Origin of the sequence: Escherichia sp. KTE52 (assembly GCF_000408325.1) — a bacterium.
Lineage (GTDB): Bacteria > Pseudomonadota > Gammaproteobacteria > Enterobacterales > Enterobacteriaceae > Escherichia > Escherichia marmotae.
In genome coordinates this window covers 1,172,233-1,190,927 of sequence record NZ_KE138680.1, presented here as the reverse complement: position 1 = coordinate 1,190,927, position 18,695 = coordinate 1,172,233, and the positions used below count along the sequence as shown (strand labels likewise).

Here is an 18,695-nt window from a genome sequence, read left to right as displayed (position 1 = left end):
CTCAATAACAAAAATAGCCTTCCTCTAAAGGTGGCATCATGACTGAACAATCAGAAAAAAAACACTCTGCATTTTGGGGTGTCATGGTTATAGCGGGTACAGTAATTGGTGGAGGTATGTTTGCTTTACCTGTTGATCTAGCTGGTGCCTGGTTTTTTTGGGGCGCATTTATCCTCATCATTGCCTGGTTTTCAATGCTACATTCTGGGTTATTGTTATTAGAAGCAAATTTAAATTATCCCGTCGGCTCCAGTTTTAATACCATCACCAAAGATTTAATCGGTAACACCTGGAACATTATTAGTGGTATTACGGTTGCTTTCGTTCTCTATATTCTCACCTACGCCTATATCTCCGCTAACGGCGCAATCATTAGCGAAACGATATCGATGAATTTCGGCTATCACGCTAATCCTCGCATTGTTGGGATCTGCACGGCCATTTTCGTCGCCAGCGTACTGTGGATAAGTTCGTTAGCCGCCAGTCGTATTACCTCGTTGTTTCTCGGCCTGAAAATTATCTCCTTTGTGATTGTGTTTGGTTCTTTCTTCTTCCAGGTCGATTATTCCATTCTGCGCGATGCCACCAGCACGACTTCGGGGACGTCTTACTTCCCGTATATCTTTATGGCTTTGCCGGTATGCCTGGCGTCATTTGGTTTCCACGGCAATATTCCCAGCCTGATTATTTGCTATGGCAAACGCAAAGATAAGCTAATCAAAAGCGTGATCTTCGGTTCGCTGCTGGCGTTGGTGATTTATCTCTTCTGGCTGTATTGCACAATGGGGAATATTCCGCGAGAAAGCTTTAAGGCGATTATCTCTTCGGGCGGCAATGTTGATTCGCTGGTAAAATCGTTCCTCGGCACCAAACAGCATGGCATTATCGAGTTTTGCCTGCTGGTGTTCTCAAACTTAGCTGTTGCCAGTTCATTTTTTGGCGTCACGCTGGGGCTGTTCGATTATCTGGCGGATCTGTTTAAGATTGATAACTCCCACGCCGGACGTTGCAAAACCGTGCTGTTAACCTTCCTGCCACCCGCTTTGTTGTATCTGGTCTTCCCTAATGGCTTTATTTACGGGATCGGCGGTGCCGGGTTGTGCGCCACCATCTGGGCGGTGATTATCCCCGCGGTACTGGCTATCAAAGCCCGCAAGAAATTTCCCAACCAGATATTCACAGTTTGGGGCGGTAATCTTATTCCGGCGATTGTTATTCTCTTTGGCATAACCGTGATTTTGTGCTGGTTTGGTAACGTCTTTAATGTGTTACCCAAATTTGGTTAAGCACTTCAAAAAGCCAGCGGTCATTCGCTGGCTTTTTGCCTGTCAGGAAATCACTCATGTCCAAATGGCAACTCGCCTGATTCTCTTTCACCACGTATGCTTTGCGTCACCTTACCGTCAGGACGCTAGCCCATGTCCCGTTTTTTGATTTGTAGTTTTGCTCTGGTTTTACTTTATCCCGCAGGTATTGATATGTATCTGGTCGGCTTGCCACGCATTGCCGCCGATCTCAATGCCAGCGAAGCGCAGTTGCATATAGCTTTCTCGGTTTATCTGGCGGGGATGGCGGCAGCAATGCTGTTTGCCGGTAAAGTGGCCGATCGTTCAGGAAGAAAACCTGTCGCCATTCCCGGCGCGGCGCTATTTATTATCGCCTCTGTGCTCTGTTCACTGTCTGAAACCAGCACGCTATTTCTTGTCGGACGCTTTATGCAAGGGCTGGGCGCTGGCTGCTGTTATGTCGTCGCATTCGCGATTTTACGCGACACGCTGGATGATCGACGCAGAGCAAAAGTGCTGTCATTGCTCAATGGTATTACCTGCATCATTCCGGTGTTAGCTCCGGTACTCGGGCACCTGATTATGCTCAAATTTCCGTGGCAGAGCCTGTTCTGGACAATGGCGATGATGGGCATCACTGTACTCATGTTGTCTTTGTTTATTTTAAAAGAAACACGCCCTGCTGCACCTGCTGCTTCGGACAGACCACGAGAGAATACCGAGTCGCTGCTTAATCGTTTTTTCCTTAGCCGTGTGCTTATCACCACTCTCAGCGTTTCCGTGATTCTTACCTTCGTGAATACGTCGCCTGTATTGATGATGGAAATTATGGGCTTCGAACGTGGTGAATACGCCACCATTATGGCGTTAACCGCAGGCGTCAGCATGACCGTTTCGTTTTCCACGCCGTTTGCATTGGGAATTTTTAAGCCGCGCACACTGATGATCACCTCGCAAATGTTATTCCTGGCGGCGGGTATCATCCTTGCAGTTTCGCCTTCCCATGCGGTTTCGCTGTTTGGCATCACGCTGATTTGCGCCGGTTTCTCAGTGGGCTTCGGCGTGGCAATGAGCCAGGCATTAGGCCCGTTTTCATTACGCGCAGGCGTGGCCAGCTCGACGTTAGGCATTGCACAGGTTTGTGGCTCGTCACTGTGGATTTGGCTGGCGGCAGTGATTGGCATCAGCGCCTGGAATATGCTGATCGGGATTCTGATTGCCTGTAGCATAGTAAGCCTGTTGCTGATTATGCTCGTCGCACCTGGACGCCCTGTTGCCGCTCATGAAGAAATCCATCACCACGCTTGATCTCAATTTACTGCTCTGCCTGCAATTACTGATGCAGGAGCGCAGCGTGACCAAAGCGGCGAAGCGGATGAACGTAACACCTTCGGCAGTGAGTAAATCGCTGGCAAAGCTTCGGACATGGTTTGATGATCCGCTCTTTGTGAACTCCCCGTTGGGTCTGACGCCCACACCGCTGATGGTCAGCATGGAGCAAAATCTGGCGGAGTGGATGCAAATGAGCAATCAACTGCTGGACAAACCGCATCATGAAACGCCGCGCGGCCTGAAATTTGAGCTGGCGGCGGAGTCGCCGCTGATGATGATCATGTTTAATGCGCTATCGAAACAGATCTACCAGCGTTACCCCCAGGCGACTATTAAATTACGTAACTGGGATTACGATTCGCTGGATGCCATTACTCGTGGTGAAGTGGATATCGGTTTTTCCGGGCGTGAAAGTCATCCACGCTCCCGGGAACTGCTAAGTTCACTGCCGTTATCCATTGATTATGAAGTGCTATTTAGCGATTTACCCTGCGTCTGGCTGCGTAAAGATCATCCGGTGCTGAATGAAGCGTGGAACCTGGACTCGTTTCTGCGTTATCCGCATATCAGCATTTGCTGGGAACAGAGCGATACCTGGGCGCTGGACAATGTATTGCAAGAATCAGGACGCGAACGCACGATTGCTATGAGTCTACCGGAATTTGAGCAGGCGCTATTTATGGCGGCGCAGCCTGACAATCTGCTACTGGCGACCGCGCCACGCTACTGTCAGTACTACAACCAGCTCCACCAGCTTCCGCTGGTTGCTCTCCCTCTCCCGTTTGATGAAATCCAGCAAAAAAAGCTGGAAGTACCGTTTACTCTGCTGTGGCACAAACGGAATAGCCATAACCCGAAGATTGTCTGGTTACGAGAAACCATTAAAAATCTTTACGCCTCGATGGCATAATCAAGTTGTATGAAATACGACCATATCTCGCGTTTAAATGTAAAATATATGTAATAAGTTTATCCGAATCGAACTTTTCGCCGCTTTAGTCTGTCCATAGTTCCAGTAAATGATTACTCTTGTATTCATAATGGACCATTAAGCATGGAGCGAAAAATGGCGACTCACTTTGCCCGAGGAACGTTAACGGAAGGACATCTGATATCTGTTCGCCTACCCTCGCAGTGTCATCAAGAAACCCAAAATATTCCCCCTCATCGTCAAAGCCGTTTCCTGGCGTCCAGAGGTTTACTCGCAGAACTGATGTTCATGCTGTATGGCATTAGTGAATTGCCGGAAATCGTCACCCAGGCTAAAGGAAAGCCAGTTTTCCGCGATAAAAGTTTGCCATCATTTTCAATATCCTATGCCGGAAATATCGTCGGTGTGGCGTTAACAACCGAAGGCGAATGCGGCCTCGATATGGAACTCCAGCGCGCGACACGCGGGTTTCATAGCCCCCATGCACCCGATAACCCTATTTTTTCCAGCAATGAATCGTTATGGATCAGCAAACAGAACGATCCTAACGAAGCACGAGCGCAACTCATTACTTTGCGTCGAAGCGTGCTAAAACTTACCGGCGATGTACTGAATGACGACCCGCGCGATCTGCAATTGATGCCCATTGCGGGACGCCTGAAATGTGCCCATCTCAATCATGTAGAAGTATTATGCGACGCAGAGGACGTGCTGGTGTGGTCCGTGGCAGTCACTCCGGCAATTGAAAAGCTCAATGTCTGGGAGTTTGATGGCAAACAAGGCTGGAAAAGCCTGCCTGATATTCACAACCGTGCCAACAACCCCACCAGCCGGATGATGCGTTTTGCCCAGCTTTCTACCGTGAAGTCTTTTTCGCCAAATTAATAAACAACCACAGGAGTCATCATGTCTGAAAAATTGAAGGTGGTTACGTTATTGGGGAGCCTGCGTAAAGGTTCATTTAATGGCATGGTTGCACGTACGCTGCCGAAAATTGCCCCGGCGGATATGGAAGTCAACGCGTTGCCTTCCATTGCCGATATTCCCCTGTATGACGCAGATGTTCAGCAGGAAGAAGGCTTTCCCGCGACAGTTGAAGCTCTGGCGGAACAGATCCGTCAGGCTGACGGTGTGGTGATTGTCACGCCGGAATATAACTACTCGGTGCCGGGTGGGCTGAAAAATGCCATCGACTGGCTATCTCGCCTGCCGGATCAACCGTTGGCCGGTAAACCGGTGCTGATTCAGACCAGTTCAATGGGTGTGATTGGCGGCGCACGTTGTCAGTATCACCTGCGCCAGATTCTGGTCTTCCTCGATGCGATGGTAATGAACAAACCTGAGTTTATGGGCGGCGTGATTCAGAACAAAGTCGATCCGCAAACCAGAGAGGTGATTGATCAGGGAACGCTGGATCACCTGGCCGGGCAGTTAACTGCGTTTGGCGAGTTTATTCAGCGGGTGAAAATCTAAATAAAAAACCCGCCAGCAATAACGCATGGCGGGTTTTTTAGCGTGCTATCGATTTTAATGAGCGTCAATAAACACAATTTTCAGGATAAACAGCAGTGCAACGATGACTACGCACGGGCTTAGATCACGCAGACGTCCTGTGCCGATCTTCATCACGCAGTAGGAGATAAAGCCCAGCGCGATACCTTCGGTAATCGAGAAACTGAACGGCATCATCACAGCGGTAATAAACGCCGGAACGGATTCAGTCAGATCCTGCCATTTCACGCGTGCTAAACTGGAAGTCATCAGTACGCCAACGTAAATCAGCGCACCAGCAGCAGCATAGCCAGGCACCATTCCCGCCAGCGGCGACAAGAAGATAACCAGCAGGAACAGCAAACCAACAACCACTGCCGTCAGACCAGTACGACCGCCAACGGAAACACCAGAAGAAGATTCAATATACGCCGTGACAGAAGATGTACCGATAAACGAACCGGTAACAGAAGAGATACTGTCGACATACAGCGCCTGCTTCATGCGCGGGAATTTACCCTTTTCATCAGCCAGACCCGCCTTATCGGTCACGCCAATCAGGGTGCCGGAGGAGTCAAACAGGTTGACCAGCATGAAAGAGAAAATTACGCCTGCCAGGCCGAGGTTAAACGACCCGGCCAAATCCACGTGCCCCACCACCGTCATTACGCTCGGTGGCGCAGAGACGATGCCGTTGTAGTGCACATCACCCAGCATCCAGCCCAGAAGCGTCGTCACCACGATGGAAACCAGCACCGCCGCGTGAATGTTGCGCGAGGCCAGAATAGCAATGATGAAGAAGCCGAGGATACCCAGCAGTACGCTGTGAGATGTCAGGTTACCGATACTCACCAGCGTTTCCGGGTTAGCAACAATCACCCCCGCGTTTTTCAGCCCCATCATACCAATGAACAGACCGATACCGCTGGTAATGCCCACACGCAGACTTACTGGAATGTTGGCAATCATCCAGTAGCGAACGCGGAAAATAGTCAGCAGCAGCAGACCAATCGCGCCCCAGAAAATTGCGCCCATCCCGACTTGCCACGGCAAGCCCATCGCCTGCACCACTACAAAAGCGAAGAACGCGTTCAGGCCCATAGCGGGAGCCAGCGCGACTGGCAGGTTAGCAAACAGCCCCATCAGAATACTGCCGAACGCAGCAATCAGACAGGTGGTGACGAAGACGGCGCTGGTGTCCATGCCAGCTACGCCAAGAATTTGCGGGTTAACAAAAACGATGTAAACCATCGTCAGGAAAGTGGTAAAACCGGCGATCACTTCGGTCCGTGCCGTCGTGCCATGTTCGCGCAGTTTAAACACGCGTTCCAGCATCCCCTGGCCAGAAGCCTGGGTTGTGTGTTGTTGACTCATTATCTATTTCCGAACAAGGAGGGAAAATCCGTCGCTATCCTATACCAAAATGAGACAATATGGACGGCTGAAGATAACTTTTTTTAATTGTATTTGCTTATACGGCAACGATTGCGTCACTCAAATCTGCATGACGAAAACGTTAAACTAACGATAAAGGAAAGACATGTCCCAGATAGAAGCGGTATTTTTCGACTGCGACGGTACGCTGGTCGACAGCGAGGTTATTTGCTCTCGTGCCTATGTCACGATGTTCAAAGAGTTTGGCATTAACGTTGACCTTGAAGAGATTTTTACCCGCTTTAAAGGCGTAAAACTCTACGAAATCATCGACATCATTAGCAAAGAACAGGGCGTAGAAATAGTCCGTGCCGATGCCGAACACGTTTATCGTGCAGAGGTGGCGCGTCTGTTTGATAGCGAACTGGAGGTGATTGCGGGAGCAAACGCCTTACTGGAAAGCGTGAAAGTGCCGATGTGCGTCGTCTCTAACGGTCCGGTCAACAAAATGCAGCATTCACTCGGCAAACTCAACATGCTGCACTATTTCCCGGAAAAACTGTTCAGCGGTTACGACATTCAGCGTTGGAAACCCGATCCGGCATTAATGTTCCACGCCGCAAAAGCAATGAATGTGAACGTTGAAAACTGCATTCTGGTCGATGACTCCAGCGCAGGAGCACAGTCAGGAATCGATGCCGGTATGGAAGTGTTTTACTTCTGCGCTGACCCGCACAATAAGCCGATCGTTCATCCGAAAGTCACTACCTTTACCCATCTTTCGCAGTTGCCGGAACTGTGGAAGGCGCGTGGCTGGGATATTACACGGTAAATAAAGAAACCCGGTGATATGTTCACCGGGCAGATTACATATTCACATTTTTCCGGATGCGGCGTAAACGCCTTATCCGTCCTACAGTTAGCGTTACTTTTTCGGTTCTTTTTCTGCCAGCAGTTTATCCAGCTCATCACCGCCTACGTGGCGGAAATCTTGCCCCTTCACGTAGTAGAAGATGTATTCGCAGATATTCTGGCAGCGGTCACCAATACGTTCGATGGAGCGTGCACAGAACAGCGCGGTAAGTACGCTCGGAATGGTGCGCGAATCTTCCATCATGTAGGTCATCAGTTGACGAACAATACCTTCGTACTCCTGATCAACTTTTTTATCTTCACGATAGATTCGCACGGCTTCGTCAATGTCCATGCGCGCGAACGCGTCCAGCACGTCGTGCAGCATTTGGATGGTGTGACGCCCCAGCGACTCCAGACTGACTAACAATGGCTGATGCTGCTGGGAGAATTTCTCCAGCGCAGTACGGCAGATTTTGTCCGCCACATCACCAATACGCTCCAGCTCAGCGATAGTTTTACTGATCACCATCACCAGACGCAGGTCGCTCGCCGTCGGCTGACGTTTGGCAATAATGCGCACGCAGGCTTCATCGATCGCCACTTCCATCATGTTGACGTTTTTGTCGCCTTCGATCACGCGCTTCGCCAGATCGCTGTCCTGGTTGTGCATCGCAGTGATGGCATCGGTAAGCTGTTGCTCCACCATCCCGCCCATGGTCATCACCTGCGTGCGGATGCTTTCCAGTTCGGCGTTGAACTGGCCGGAAATATGTTTATTAAGATTGAGACTGTCCATAACGCACTCCTGAATCAACCGTAACGGCCGGTGATGTAGTCTTCTGTTTGTTTCTTCGCTGGCTTGGTGAACAGATCGTCCGTGTTGCTGAACTCAATCAATTCGCCCAGGTACATAAACGCCGTGTGGTCAGAACAACGCGCAGCCTGCTGCATGTTGTGAGTTACGATCACTACGGTGTAATCCTGCTTCAATTCGGTGATCAGCTCTTCAATACGCCCGGTGGAGATAGGGTCGAGTGCCGAACACGGTTCATCGAGCAACAACACTTCCGGGCGAATAGCGATACCACGCGCAATGCACAGACGTTGTTGCTGACCACCAGAGAGAGAGTAACCACTCTGGTGTAATTTATCTTTGGTTTCGTTCCACAATGCGGCCTTGGTCAATGCCCACTGTACACGCTCGTCCATGTCGGCACGGGAGAGTTTCTCAAACAGACGGACACCAAAGGCAATGTTGTCGTAAATGGACATCGGGAACGGCGTCGGTTTCTGGAACACCATGCCCACTTTCGCACGCAGCAGGGCGATATCCTGAGTGTTGGTCAGGATGTTGTCGCCATCAAGCAGAATTTCACCTTCCGCACGCTGCTCCGGATACAGTTCAAACATTTTGTTGAAGGTACGCAGCAGCGTCGATTTACCGCAGCCAGACGGCCCGATAAACGCCGTAACCTGGTTTTTAGCGATATCCAGGTTGATGTTTTTCAGGGCATGGAATTTGCCGTAGTAGAAGTTCAAATTACGAACCTGAATTTTACTCGGGGCAGTTTCAACCATACTCATTGCAATCTTTTCCTCATCGTGCCTGATGCACTTCGCTAATCAGGCTTACCGTAGGCCGGATAAGGCGTTCACGCCGCATCCGGCAAAGTGTTAACCGTGTTTATTCTTGGCAAAAACAACGCGCGCCAGAATGTTCAGCAGCAGTACGCACAGGGTAATGATCAACACACCAGCCCAGGCCAGTTGCTGCCATTCCGCAAACGGGCTCATCGCGAACTTAAAGATCGTTACCGGCAGGTTAGCGATCGGCTGCATCATGTCCGTGCTCCAGAACTGGTTGGAGAGCGCGGTAAACAGCAGCGGCGCGGTTTCACCCGCAATACGAGCAATCGCCAGCAGAATACCGGTCATAATCCCGGAGACCGACGCTTTCAGAGTAATCGCGGAGATCATCTTCCACTTCGGCGTCCCCAGCGCATAAGCCGCTTCACGCAGGCTGTCCGGCACCAGTTTCAGCATGTTCTCGGTGGTGCGGATAACAATCGGCACCTGCAACAGTGCCAGGGCAATCACGCCAGCCCAACCGGAGAAGTGCTCCATCTGAGCCACCACGATGGTATAAACAAACAGACCAACAACAATCGACGGCGCGGAGAGCAGAATGTCGTTAATGAAGCGAATAACTTCAGCCAGCCAGGATTTACGTCCATATTCCGCCAGATAAATCCCCGCCATAATCCCCAGCGGCGTACCGAATACCGTGGCCCACAAAATTAACAGGCCGCTACCCGCCAGGGCGTTCGCCAGGCCACCACCTTCTGTATTTGGCGGCGGCGTCATTTCGGTGAACAGCGCCAGAGACATACCGTCGATACCGCGGGTGATGGTGGACATTAAAATCCAGATCAGCCAGAACAGACCGAAAGCCATCGTCGCCATTGAGAGCGTCAGCGCAATACGGTTTTTGAGGCGGCGACGCGCCTGCATTTTGCGGCGGGATTCTGCCAGCGCCGCGGTAGTTTGTGTTTCAACCATAGCCATTAGCGTGCCCCCTCATTCTTAGCCAGGCGCATAATCATAAACTTCGATGCGGCCAGGACGATGAAGGTAATCACAAACAGGATCAGGCCGAGTTCCATCAGTGCAGCCACGTGCAGACCGGATTCTGCTTCCGCAAATTCGTTCGCCAACGCGGAAGTAATACTGTTACCTGGCATATACAGCGAGGCGCTGTCGAGCTGGTAGGTGTTACCGATGATAAAGGTCACCGCCATCGTTTCACCGAGCGCGCGCCCCAGACCCAGCATAATGCCGCCGATCACACCATTTTTGGTGAACGGAAGAACGATACGCCAGATAACTTCCCAGGTGGTGCAGCCGATACCGTAGGCTGACTCTTTCATCATCACCGGGGTTTGTTCGAAGACATCGCGCATTACCGCCGCAATGTACGGAATGATCATAATGGCGAGGATCACGCCCGCCGCGAGGATACCGATACCAAATGCCGGGCCGGAGAACAGCGCGCCAACAATCGGGATATTCGACATGATATTGCCGACTGGTTCCTGGAAGTAGACGGCAAACAGCGGTGCAAAAATAAACAGCCCCCACATGCCGTAAACGATACTTGGAATGGCTGCCAGCAGTTCAATGGCGATACCCAGCGGGCGCTTCAGCCAGCCTGGCGCAAGCTCTGTCAGGAACAGGGCAATCCCGAAACTCACCGGGACGGCGATCAGCAGCGCGATAAACGAAGTCACCAGCGTACCGTAGATCGGCACCAGCGCCCCGTAAATATCGTTCGGCGCATCCCACTCTTTGGTCCACAGGAAAGCCAGACCAAATTTCTGAATGCTCGGCCAGGAGGAGATGATCAGAGAGACAATAATGCCACCCAACATCAATAGCACAATCAGCGCCGCCAGTTTTACCAGCACGCTGAAAATTATGTCGCCCTTTTTACCCGGTGGGTTAAAAGCAGGCTTGGTTGCAGCCATAAGTTACTCTTCAGTTAAACGCGTTTACAAAGTCATTTTGTAATGCCGGATACGGTGTAAAACGCCTTATCCGGCCTGGAGTTTTATTAGTACAGCGGCTTACCGCTACTGTCTTTAATATTGGTCTTCCACGCAGCGCGAACCTGTTCAACTACGCTATCCGGCAGGCTGGCGTAATCCAGGTCGTTGGCCTGTTTAGCTCCGGTTTTGTATGCCCAGTCGAAGAACTTCAGCACTTCTGCACCTTGCTCTGGTTTCTTCTGATCTTTGTGAACCAGAATGAACGTGGTAGAGGTGATCGGCCACGCATCTTCGCCTTTCTGGTTGGTCAGATCCTGAGCGAATGTTTTGCTCCAGTCTGCGCCTTTTGCCGCATTTGCGAAGTTCTCTTCGGTCGGCGCAACAGGTTTACCATCAGCGGAGATCAGTTTGGTGTAGGCGAGGTTGTTTTGCTTCGCGTAAGCATATTCAACGTAGCCAATTGCCCCAGGCAGACGCTGAACAAATGCGGCAATACCGTCGTTACCTTTACCACCCAGACCGATCGGCCATTTTACGGTAGAGCCAGTACCAACGCTGTTTTTCCACTCTTCATTTACTTTCGCCAGGTAGCTGGTGAAAACGAAAGAAGTCCCGGAGCCATCTGCGCGGCGCACCACGGCGATGTTCTGTGAAGGCAGTTTCAGACCCGGATTCAGTTTGACGATCGCTTCGTCATCCCACTTTTTAATTTTGCCCAGGTAGATGTCACCGAGGGTTTTACCATCCAGCACCAATTCGCCAGATTTAAGACCCGGCAGGTTAACTGCCAGCACGACGCCGCCAATCACGGTCGGAAATTGGAACAGTCCTTCCTGAGCCAGTTTTTCGTCAGACAGCGGTGCGTCAGAAGCACCGAAATCAACGGTGTTAGCGATAATCTGTTTTACGCCACCAGAAGAACCAATCCCCTGGTAGTTAACTTTATTACCGGTTTCTTTCTGATAAGTGTCAGCCCATTTGGCATACACCGGCGCAGGGAAGGTTGCACCTGCACCTGTCAGGCTTGCTTCTGCAAACACAGAGAAAGCACTCATCGATAAGGTCGCGGCGACAACAGTTGCGACGGTGGTACGCATAACTTTCATAATGTCTCCTGGGAGGATTCATAAAGCATTGTTTGTTGGCTACAAGAAGCAAAATAGGACAAACAGGTGACAGTTATATGTAAGGTTTATGACAGTTTTATGACAGAGAAAGAAAGTCTTCACTCTTATTTAAATAACCATTTAAATTCAGTATGTTACAAATATTAATAAAGAAGAGATAACAGAAAATTTTCACTCTGTGACAGTGAAAAAATAGCCGAAGATGACGATTTGTCACATGACGTGGGCTGGATGTTTGATTAAAAACATAACAGGAAAAAATGCCCTGCGAAAGCAGGGCATCTGTGTATTACTCAACCGTAACCGATTTTGCCAGGTTACGCGGCTGGTCAACGTCGGTGCCTTTGATCAGCGCGACGTGGTACGCCAATAGTTGCAGCGGAACGGTATAGAAGATCGGAGCAATCACTTCTTCCACATGCGGCATCTCGATGATGTGCATGTTATCGCTGCTCACAAATCCTGCATCCTGATCGGCAAAGACGTACAACTGACCGCCACGCGCACGAACTTCTTCGATGTTGGATTTTAGTTTTTCCAGCAGTTCGTTGTTCGGTGCAACGACGATAACCGGCATATCAGCGTCAATCAGCGCCAGCGGGCCGTGTTTCAGTTCGCCCGCAGCATAGGCTTCGGCGTGAATGTAGGAGATCTCTTTCAGCTTCAATGCGCCTTCCAGCGCGATGGGGTACTGATCGCCACGGCCCAGGAACAACGCGTGGTGTTTATCAGAGAAATCTTCCGCCAGAGCTTCAATACGTTTGTCCTGAGACAGCATCTGCTCGATACGGCTCGGCAGCGCCTGCAGACCATGCACGATGTCATGTTCAATGGAGGCATCCAGGCCTTTCAGGCGGGACAGTTTTGCCACCAGCATCAACAGCACAGTTAACTGAGTGGTGAATGCTTTGGTGGACGCCACGCCAATTTCAGTACCTGCGTTGGTCATCAGCGCCAAATCGGATTCACGAACCAGAGAAGAGCCTGCAACGTTACAGATCGCCAGCGAGCCGAGATATCCCAGCTCTTTCGACAGGCGCAGGCCAGCCAGTGTATCCGCGGTTTCTCCCGACTGCGACAGGGTGATCATCAGACTGTTACGGCGAACAGCAGATTTGCGATAGCGGAATTCAGAGGCGATTTCGACGTCGCACGGAATACCAGCCAGCGATTCAAACCAGTAACGGGAAACCATACCTGAATTGTACGAAGTACCACAGGCGAGGATCTGAATATGCTCAACCTTCGACAGCAGTTCATCTGCGTTCGGCCCCAGTTCACTTAGATCCACCTGACCGTGGCTGATACGCCCGGCAAGAGTGTTTTTGATCGCGTTCGGCTGTTCGTAGATCTCTTTCTGCATGTAATGACGGTAAATGCCTTTATCGCCCGCATCATATTGCAGATTGGATTCGATATCCTGGCGTTTAACTTCCGCGCCAGATTTATCGAAGATGTTTACTGAACGGCGAGTGATTTCCGCAATATCACCCTCTTCAAGGAAGATAAAGCGACGGGTCACCGGCAGCAGTGCCAGTTGGTCAGAAGCGATAAAGTTTTCGCCCATGCCAAGGCCGATAACCAGCGGACTACCGGAACGAGCCGCCAGCAGGGTATCCGGGTGACGGGTATCCATAATTACCGTACCGTAAGCGCCACGCAGTTGCGGGATAGCACGCAGAACAGCTTCACGCAGGGTGCCGCCCTGTTTCAGTTCCCAGTTAACCAAATGCGCAATCACTTCGGTGTCGGTTTCAGAAACGAAGGTATAGCCACGCGCTTTTAACTCTTCACGCAGTGGTTCATGGTTTTCGATGATGCCGTTATGCACCACCACAATGTGTTCAGAAACATGCGGATGCGCATTCACTTCTGAAGGTTCACCGTGGGTCGCCCAACGGGTATGAGCAATACCCGTTCCGCCATGCAGAGGATGTTCTTCCGCTGCCTGGGCCAGCATTTGCACTTTACCGAGACGACGCAGACGGGTCATATTACCGTCCGCATCGACTACTGCCAGGCCAGCAGAGTCATAACCGCGGTATTCCAGACGACGTAAACCTTCAAGAAGGATTTCAGCTACATCACGTTGCGCGATCGCGCCAACAATTCCACACATAGTTTTTAATTCCGATTGATATCGTTGTCGGTCAACCTGTATGCCCGTTTTTCCGGGCGCCCCGAGCCTTGTAGAGAGTGGGGTTATTTTTATTGTTACTGCTTGCAGGCGGGAGATTATGTTATCTCCTCATCCCAGGAGGCCGGATTACCCGGCCAGAATTACTTTTTCTTTACTGGACGACGCCAACCTTCTTTTTGCGACTGCGGCACGCGGCTAATTGCCAGAGCGTTTTCGCCAACATTGCGCGTTACGGTAGTACCCGCAGCAATAGTCGCGCCTTTACCAACCGTTACCGGTGCAACAAGTTGGGTGTCAGAGCCGACAAACACATCGTCGCCAATAATGGTTTTAAATTTATTCGCACCATCATAGTTGCAGGTAATGGTTCCTGCACCGATGTTAACGTTATCACCGATTTCCGCATCGCCCAGATAAGTCAGATGACCGGCTTTTGAACCTTTACCCAGACGCGCTTTTTTCATCTCAACAAAGTTACCGACGTGTGCGCCTTCAAGCAGCTCTGCCCCCGGGCGCAGACGGGCAAACGGGCCAATGGTACAGGCCGCTGCCAGATTCGCGTCTTCCACCACTGTATATGGGCTGATTTCGCAATCATCACCAATCACGCTGTTTTTAATCACGCAACCAGTGCCAATTTTCACGCGATTGCCGAGAGTAACATTACCCTCGATGATAACGTTAGTATCAATTTCAACATCACGCCCGTGAGTAAGCGTTCCGCGCAGATCAAAACGGGCCGGATCGCGTAGCATAACCCCTGCCAACAGCAGTTTTTCAGCCTGTTCGGACTGATAAACGCGCTCCAGACGGGAGAGTTGCAGGCGGTTATTCACGCCTTCAACTTCGCTTAAGCGTTGCGGATGTACAGCGACGATTTCACGCCCTTCCTGATACGCCAGCGCAATAATATCGGTGATGTAGTATTCGCCCTGAGCGTTATTGTTAGTCAGCTTCGCCAGCCAGCGTTTCATATCTGCGCCGTTGGCGATCAGAATGCCGGTGTTGATTTCCTGAATCTGACGCTGCTCATCGGTGGCATCTTTATGTTCAACAATGCCAGTAACTTTGCCGTTTTCACGGGTGATACGACCATAACCGGTCGGGTCATCCAGTTTCACCGTCAACAGACCAATGCCGCCCTGCGGTTTAGCATCACGCAGACGCTGGAGTGTTTCGACAGAGATCAGCGGTACGTCGCCGTAAAGCATTAAAATGTCTTCATCATCGGCAAAGAAAGGCGCAGCCTGCTGCATCGCATGACCAGTACCCAGTTGCTCTGCCTGAAGTACCCAGTTCAGGTTGTCATCTTTCAGCGCCTGTTTAAGCAGATCGCCACCGTGACCATACACCAGATGAACGTGTGCTGCGCCTAATTCATTCGCAGCATCAATGACATGCTGAACCATCGCTTTCCCGGCAAGGGTATGCAGCACTTTCGGAAGATCGGAATACATGCGAGTGCCTTTGCCCGCGGCAAGGATCACTACGCTCATAGCATTATTCAACATACGCGTCCTGACTGTAATTTGAGAACGAATTTAAACCGCTTCACCTTGAAAAAACTACATTTTTTTCATCGTGAAATGGACAGAGGATAAATTGTTCAATAACGGATTATCCTCGCTGGCGAAAGCACCATTTTCGACCATCGTCACGCCTTTTGTCTGCATAAAAGTAAGGCATCACCTTCATTTAAGCGTCAGCCTGATGTTTTTGCTCTTATTTCGATCAATGAATAAACAAGAAAACCAACGAAGGATTTCGCTGAGTTATAAAGACGGTTTAATTGCGGGATATAAAAACATAGCAGAACAAATCTCGCGGCGACGCGCGAAAAAAAGCCAGCCTGTTTCCAGACTGGCTTTTGTGCTTTTCAAGCCGGTGTTACATCGCTTTTTTAGTCAACTCGATAACGCGCAACTGCGCGATCGCTTTGGCCAGTTCCGCAGACGCCTGAGCGTAATCTACGTCGCCGTGAGAGCTGCTAATGTGCTCTTCAGCCTTACGTTTCGCTTCCATGGCTCGCGCTTCGTCGAGATCCTGGCCGCGAATTGCGGTGTCGGCCAGAACGGTCACGTTGCCAGGCTGCACTTCAAGAATGCCGCCAGACAGATAGATAAACTCTTCGTGACCGTGCTGTTTCACGATGCGAATCATACCAGGCTTAATGGCGGTGAGCAGCGGTGCGTGGCCCGGGTAAATTCCCAGTTCACCTTCGCTACCCGTTACCTGGATTTTCTCGACCAGACCAGAGAACATTTGTTGCTCTGCGCTGACGACGTCCAGGTGGTAAGTCATTGCCATATCACCCTCCGATTAAGGCGTTAAAGTTTTTTGGCTTTTTCCACAGCTTCTTCGATGGAACCGACCATGTAGAACGCCTGCTCCGGCAGGTGATCGTATTCGCCTTCCATGATGCCTTTAAAGCCACGGATGGTGTCTTTCAAGGAGACGTATTTACCCGGAGAACCGGTGAATACTTCTGCCACGAAGAACGGCTGGGACAGGAAGCGCTGGATCTTACGAGCGCGCGCTACCACCAGTTTATCTTCTTCAGACAGTTCATCCATACCCAGGATGGCGATGATGTCTTTCAGTTCCTGATAACGTTGCAGGATGGACTGTACGCCACGCGCGGTGTCGTAGTGTTCCTGACCAACTACCAGCGGGTCCAACTGACGGCTGGTGGAGTCCAGCGGGTCAACGGCCGGGTAGATACCCAGAGACGCGATCTGACGGCTCAGTACCACGGTTGCGTCAAGGTGCGCAAAGGTGGTGGCCGGTGATGGGTCAGTCAAGTCATCCGCAGGTACGTATACCGCCTGAACGGAGGTGATAGAACCTGTTTTGGTGGAGGTGATACGTTCCTGCAGAACACCCATCTCTTCCGCCAGGGTCGGCTGATAACCTACCGCTGAAGGCATACGGCCAAGCAGTGCGGATACTTCCGTACCGGCCAGGGTGTAACGATAGATGTTGTCAACGAACAGCAGAACGTCACGACCTTCGTCACGGAATTTCTCCGCCATGGTCAGGCCGGTCAGTGCAACGCGCAGACGGTTTCCCGGCGGCTCGTTCATCTGGCCATACACCAGGGATACTTTATCGATAACGTTGGAGTCGGTCATTTCGTGGTAGAAGTCGTTACCCTCACGAGTACGTTCACCTACGCCCGCAAACACAGAGTAACCGGAGTGCTCGATCGCGATGTTACGAATAAGCTCCATCATGTTTACGGTTTTACCAACACCCGCACCACCGAACAGACCAACTTTACCGCCCTTCGCGAACGGACACATCAGGTCGATAACTTTGATACCGGTTTCCAGCAGTTCCTGAGAGTTTGACAGCTCTTCGTAGGAAGGTGCTGCGCGGTGAATCGCCCAACGCTCTTCTTCACCGATCTCGCCTTTCATGTCGACCGGTTCGCCCAGTACGTTCATGATACGGCCCAGAGTCGCTTTACCTACCGGGACTTCGATCGGGTGTTCGAGGTCTTTTACATCCAGACCGCGACGCAGACCGTCGGAGGAACCCATTGCGATGGTACGCACGATACCGCCGCCGAGCTGCTGCTGAACTTCCAGCACCAGACGCTCATTACCATTTTGCACCTCAAGAGCATCGTACACGCGCGGTACGGCATCCTGAGGGAATTCGACGTCAACTACGGCGCCGATTACCTGGACAATCTTTCCAGTAGCCATCTTAAATCCTCTACGAAATAACCTGTTTAAACCGCGGCGGCCCCCGAGACGATCTCGGTGAGTTCCTGAGTAATGCTGGCCTGACGAGCTTTGTTGTATACCAACTGCAGCTCTTTAATCAGGCTGCCGCCATTGTCGGTCGCGGCTTTCATCGCCACCATACGGGCGGCCTGCTCGCTGGCCAGGTTTTCAACCACGCCCTGATAAACCTGAGATTCGACATAACGACGCAGCAGGGTATCCAGCAACGCCTTCGGATCGGGTTCGTACAGGTAATCCCAGGATTTATGTTTCAGATCATCATCATCTGACGCCGGTAACGGCAGCAGTTGGCTGATAGTCGGAACCTGAGACATGGTGTTAATAAATTTGTTGCTGACAATGTAAAGCTTGTCCAGACGGCCTTCGTCGTAGGCCTGCAACATCACTTTTACCGGACCGATCAGTTCGGACAGGGAAGGGTTATCCCCCATACCTGTAACCTGGGCAACAACATTGCCGCCCACGGAGTTGAAGAACGACACACCTTTCGAGCCGATCATTGCGAGGTCGCATTGAACGCCTTTGTCGGTCCAGGTCTTCATTTCCGCCAGCAGTTTTTTGAACAGGTTAATGTTCAAACCACCGCACAAACCACGGTCGGTCGACACCACCAGGTAGCCCACGCGTTTAACGTCGCGATCTTCCAGGTATGGGTGCTTATATTCCAGATTACCGTGTGCAAGGTGACCAATCACTTTGCGCATGGTTTCTGCATAAGGACGGCTGGCCGCCATGCGATCCTGCGATTTACGCATTTTGGAAGCGGCGACCATCTCCATCGCTTTAGTGATCTTTTGCGTGTTCTGGACGCTTGCGATCTTACTACGTATCTCTTTTGCGCCGGCCATGAGCTTCTCCTCAA

Annotated in this window: 17 protein-coding genes; 6 read left to right on the top strand and 11 right to left on the bottom strand. The window is 51.1% G+C overall.

All coding sequences use genetic code 11. The features are described 5' to 3' along the window. Positions 1-38: 38 nt before the first annotated feature. The 5 genes from tnaB to yieF all read left to right on the top strand — a co-directional run bounded on the left by tnaB (position 39) and on the right by yieF (position 5,022). Entirely contained in the window at positions 39-1,286 is a 1,248-nt protein-coding gene (gene tnaB / locus A1SC_RS06000; protein WP_001517425.1) for a low affinity tryptophan permease TnaB, read from the top strand. A 132-nt stretch (positions 1,287-1,418) separates the two neighbouring features. After that, positions 1,419-2,594 (top strand): multidrug efflux MFS transporter MdtL, encoded by a 1,176-nt coding sequence (gene mdtL, locus A1SC_RS06005; protein ID WP_000086015.1) that lies wholly within the window; start codon positions 1,419-1,421, stop codon positions 2,592-2,594. Beyond that, entirely contained in the window at positions 2,569-3,528 is a 960-nt protein-coding gene (gene yidZ, locus A1SC_RS06010; RefSeq protein WP_001517424.1) for an HTH-type transcriptional regulator YidZ, read from the top strand. The genes mdtL and yidZ overlap by 26 nt, the downstream gene beginning before the upstream one ends. A 156-nt stretch (positions 3,529-3,684) precedes the next feature. After that, the gene (locus tag A1SC_RS06015; protein WP_001517423.1) at positions 3,685-4,434 is read left to right on the top strand and encodes a 4'-phosphopantetheinyl transferase family protein; all 750 of its coding nucleotides are present in this window, start codon (positions 3,685-3,687) and stop codon (positions 4,432-4,434) included. Between the two features lie 21 nt (positions 4,435-4,455). Further along, positions 4,456-5,022: a class I chromate reductase YieF gene (yieF, locus tag A1SC_RS06020; RefSeq protein WP_016262704.1), complete on the top strand. Its 567-nt coding sequence runs from the start codon at positions 4,456-4,458 to the stop codon at positions 5,020-5,022. Positions 5,023-5,076: 54 nt separating this feature from the next. Here yieF and adeP read toward each other — a convergent pair whose 3' ends face one another. Further along, on the bottom strand, positions 5,077-6,414 hold the full coding sequence (adeP, locus tag A1SC_RS06025; RefSeq protein WP_010377951.1) for an adenine permease AdeP: 1,338 nt from the start codon (positions 6,412-6,414) through the stop codon (positions 5,077-5,079). Between the two features lie 166 nt (positions 6,415-6,580). On the opposite strand from adeP, the gene yieH reads away from it, so the two are divergent. Then, positions 6,581-7,246: a 6-phosphogluconate phosphatase gene (yieH, locus tag A1SC_RS06030; protein ID WP_000078042.1), complete on the top strand. Its 666-nt coding sequence runs from the start codon at positions 6,581-6,583 to the stop codon at positions 7,244-7,246. A gap of 93 nt (positions 7,247-7,339) precedes the next feature. Here the strand turns inward: yieH and phoU are convergent, their stop codons facing one another. The 10 genes from phoU to atpG form a co-directional block, all read right to left on the bottom strand. Beyond that, a complete protein-coding gene (phoU, locus tag A1SC_RS06035) occupies positions 7,340-8,065 on the bottom strand; it encodes a phosphate signaling complex protein PhoU (RefSeq protein WP_000377803.1) in 726 nt (241 codons plus the stop codon). Positions 8,066-8,079: 14 nt separating this feature from the next. Next, positions 8,080-8,853: a phosphate ABC transporter ATP-binding protein PstB gene (pstB, locus tag A1SC_RS06040; protein WP_000063126.1), complete on the bottom strand. Its 774-nt coding sequence runs from the start codon at positions 8,851-8,853 to the stop codon at positions 8,080-8,082. A 90-nt stretch (positions 8,854-8,943) separates the two neighbouring features. Then, on the bottom strand, positions 8,944-9,834 hold the full coding sequence (gene pstA / locus A1SC_RS06045; RefSeq protein WP_001252002.1) for a phosphate ABC transporter permease PstA: 891 nt from the start codon (positions 9,832-9,834) through the stop codon (positions 8,944-8,946). Next, on the bottom strand, positions 9,834-10,793 hold the full coding sequence (gene pstC / locus A1SC_RS06050; RefSeq protein ID WP_000741620.1) for a phosphate ABC transporter permease PstC: 960 nt from the start codon (positions 10,791-10,793) through the stop codon (positions 9,834-9,836). Before pstC ends, pstA begins: the two co-directional genes overlap by 1 nt. 86 nt (positions 10,794-10,879) lie before the next feature. Next, entirely contained in the window at positions 10,880-11,920 is a 1,041-nt protein-coding gene (gene pstS / locus A1SC_RS06055; RefSeq protein WP_000867170.1) for a phosphate ABC transporter substrate-binding protein PstS, read from the bottom strand. 310 nt (positions 11,921-12,230) lie between these two features. Then, the gene (gene glmS / locus A1SC_RS06060) at positions 12,231-14,060 is read right to left on the bottom strand and encodes a glutamine--fructose-6-phosphate transaminase (isomerizing) (protein ID WP_000334041.1); all 1,830 of its coding nucleotides are present in this window, start codon (positions 14,058-14,060) and stop codon (positions 12,231-12,233) included. Positions 14,061-14,221: 161 nt separating this feature from the next. Next, positions 14,222-15,592 carry a bifunctional UDP-N-acetylglucosamine diphosphorylase/glucosamine-1-phosphate N-acetyltransferase GlmU gene (glmU, locus tag A1SC_RS06065; protein WP_000933745.1) on the bottom strand — a complete coding sequence of 457 codons (1,371 nt, stop codon included), beginning with the start codon at positions 15,590-15,592 and terminating at the stop codon, positions 14,222-14,224. Positions 15,593-15,968: 376 nt separating this feature from the next. Next, positions 15,969-16,388 carry a F0F1 ATP synthase subunit epsilon gene (locus A1SC_RS06070; protein WP_001251965.1) on the bottom strand — a complete coding sequence of 140 codons (420 nt, stop codon included), beginning with the start codon at positions 16,386-16,388 and terminating at the stop codon, positions 15,969-15,971. A gap of 20 nt (positions 16,389-16,408) precedes the next feature. Then, on the bottom strand, positions 16,409-17,791 hold the full coding sequence (gene atpD / locus A1SC_RS06075) for a F0F1 ATP synthase subunit beta (RefSeq protein WP_000190506.1): 1,383 nt from the start codon (positions 17,789-17,791) through the stop codon (positions 16,409-16,411). A 26-nt stretch (positions 17,792-17,817) separates the two neighbouring features. Continuing rightward, positions 17,818-18,681 (bottom strand): F0F1 ATP synthase subunit gamma, encoded by an 864-nt coding sequence (atpG, locus tag A1SC_RS06080; protein ID WP_000896498.1) that lies wholly within the window; start codon positions 18,679-18,681, stop codon positions 17,818-17,820. Between the last annotated feature and the right edge of the window lie 14 nt (positions 18,682-18,695).

Excerpts from the sequence above, each read along its gene's own strand:
- pstB (WP_000063126.1), bottom strand. The coding sequence starts at position 8,853 with ATGAGTATGGTTGAAACTGCCCCGAGTAAAATTCAGGTTCGTAATTTG.
- pstS (WP_000867170.1), bottom strand. The coding sequence starts at position 11,920 with ATGAAAGTTATGCGTACCACCGTCGCAACTGTTGTCGCCGCGACCTTA.
- glmU (WP_000933745.1), bottom strand. The coding sequence starts at position 15,592 with ATGTTGAATAATGCTATGAGCGTAGTGATCCTTGCCGCGGGCAAAGGC.
- A1SC_RS06070 (WP_001251965.1), bottom strand. The coding sequence starts at position 16,388 with ATGGCAATGACTTACCACCTGGACGTCGTCAGCGCAGAGCAACAAATG.
- adeP (WP_010377951.1), bottom strand. The coding sequence starts at position 6,414 with ATGAGTCAACAACACACAACCCAGGCTTCTGGCCAGGGGATGCTGGAA.
- pstC (WP_000741620.1), bottom strand. The coding sequence starts at position 10,793 with ATGGCTGCAACCAAGCCTGCTTTTAACCCACCGGGTAAAAAGGGCGAC.
- mdtL (WP_000086015.1), top strand. The coding sequence starts at position 1,419 with ATGTCCCGTTTTTTGATTTGTAGTTTTGCTCTGGTTTTACTTTATCCC.
- yieF (WP_016262704.1), top strand. The coding sequence starts at position 4,456 with ATGTCTGAAAAATTGAAGGTGGTTACGTTATTGGGGAGCCTGCGTAAA.
- A1SC_RS06015 (WP_001517423.1), top strand. The coding sequence starts at position 3,685 with ATGGCGACTCACTTTGCCCGAGGAACGTTAACGGAAGGACATCTGATA.
- atpD (WP_000190506.1), bottom strand. The coding sequence starts at position 17,791 with ATGGCTACTGGAAAGATTGTCCAGGTAATCGGCGCCGTAGTTGACGTC.
- atpG (WP_000896498.1), bottom strand. The coding sequence starts at position 18,681 with ATGGCCGGCGCAAAAGAGATACGTAGTAAGATCGCAAGCGTCCAGAAC.
- phoU (WP_000377803.1), bottom strand. The coding sequence starts at position 8,065 with ATGGACAGTCTCAATCTTAATAAACATATTTCCGGCCAGTTCAACGCC.
- yidZ (WP_001517424.1), top strand. The coding sequence starts at position 2,569 with ATGAAGAAATCCATCACCACGCTTGATCTCAATTTACTGCTCTGCCTG.
- tnaB (WP_001517425.1), top strand. The coding sequence starts at position 39 with ATGACTGAACAATCAGAAAAAAAACACTCTGCATTTTGGGGTGTCATG.
- yieH (WP_000078042.1), top strand. The coding sequence starts at position 6,581 with ATGTCCCAGATAGAAGCGGTATTTTTCGACTGCGACGGTACGCTGGTC.
- pstA (WP_001252002.1), bottom strand. The coding sequence starts at position 9,834 with ATGGCTATGGTTGAAACACAAACTACCGCGGCGCTGGCAGAATCCCGC.
- glmS (WP_000334041.1), bottom strand. The coding sequence starts at position 14,060 with ATGTGTGGAATTGTTGGCGCGATCGCGCAACGTGATGTAGCTGAAATC.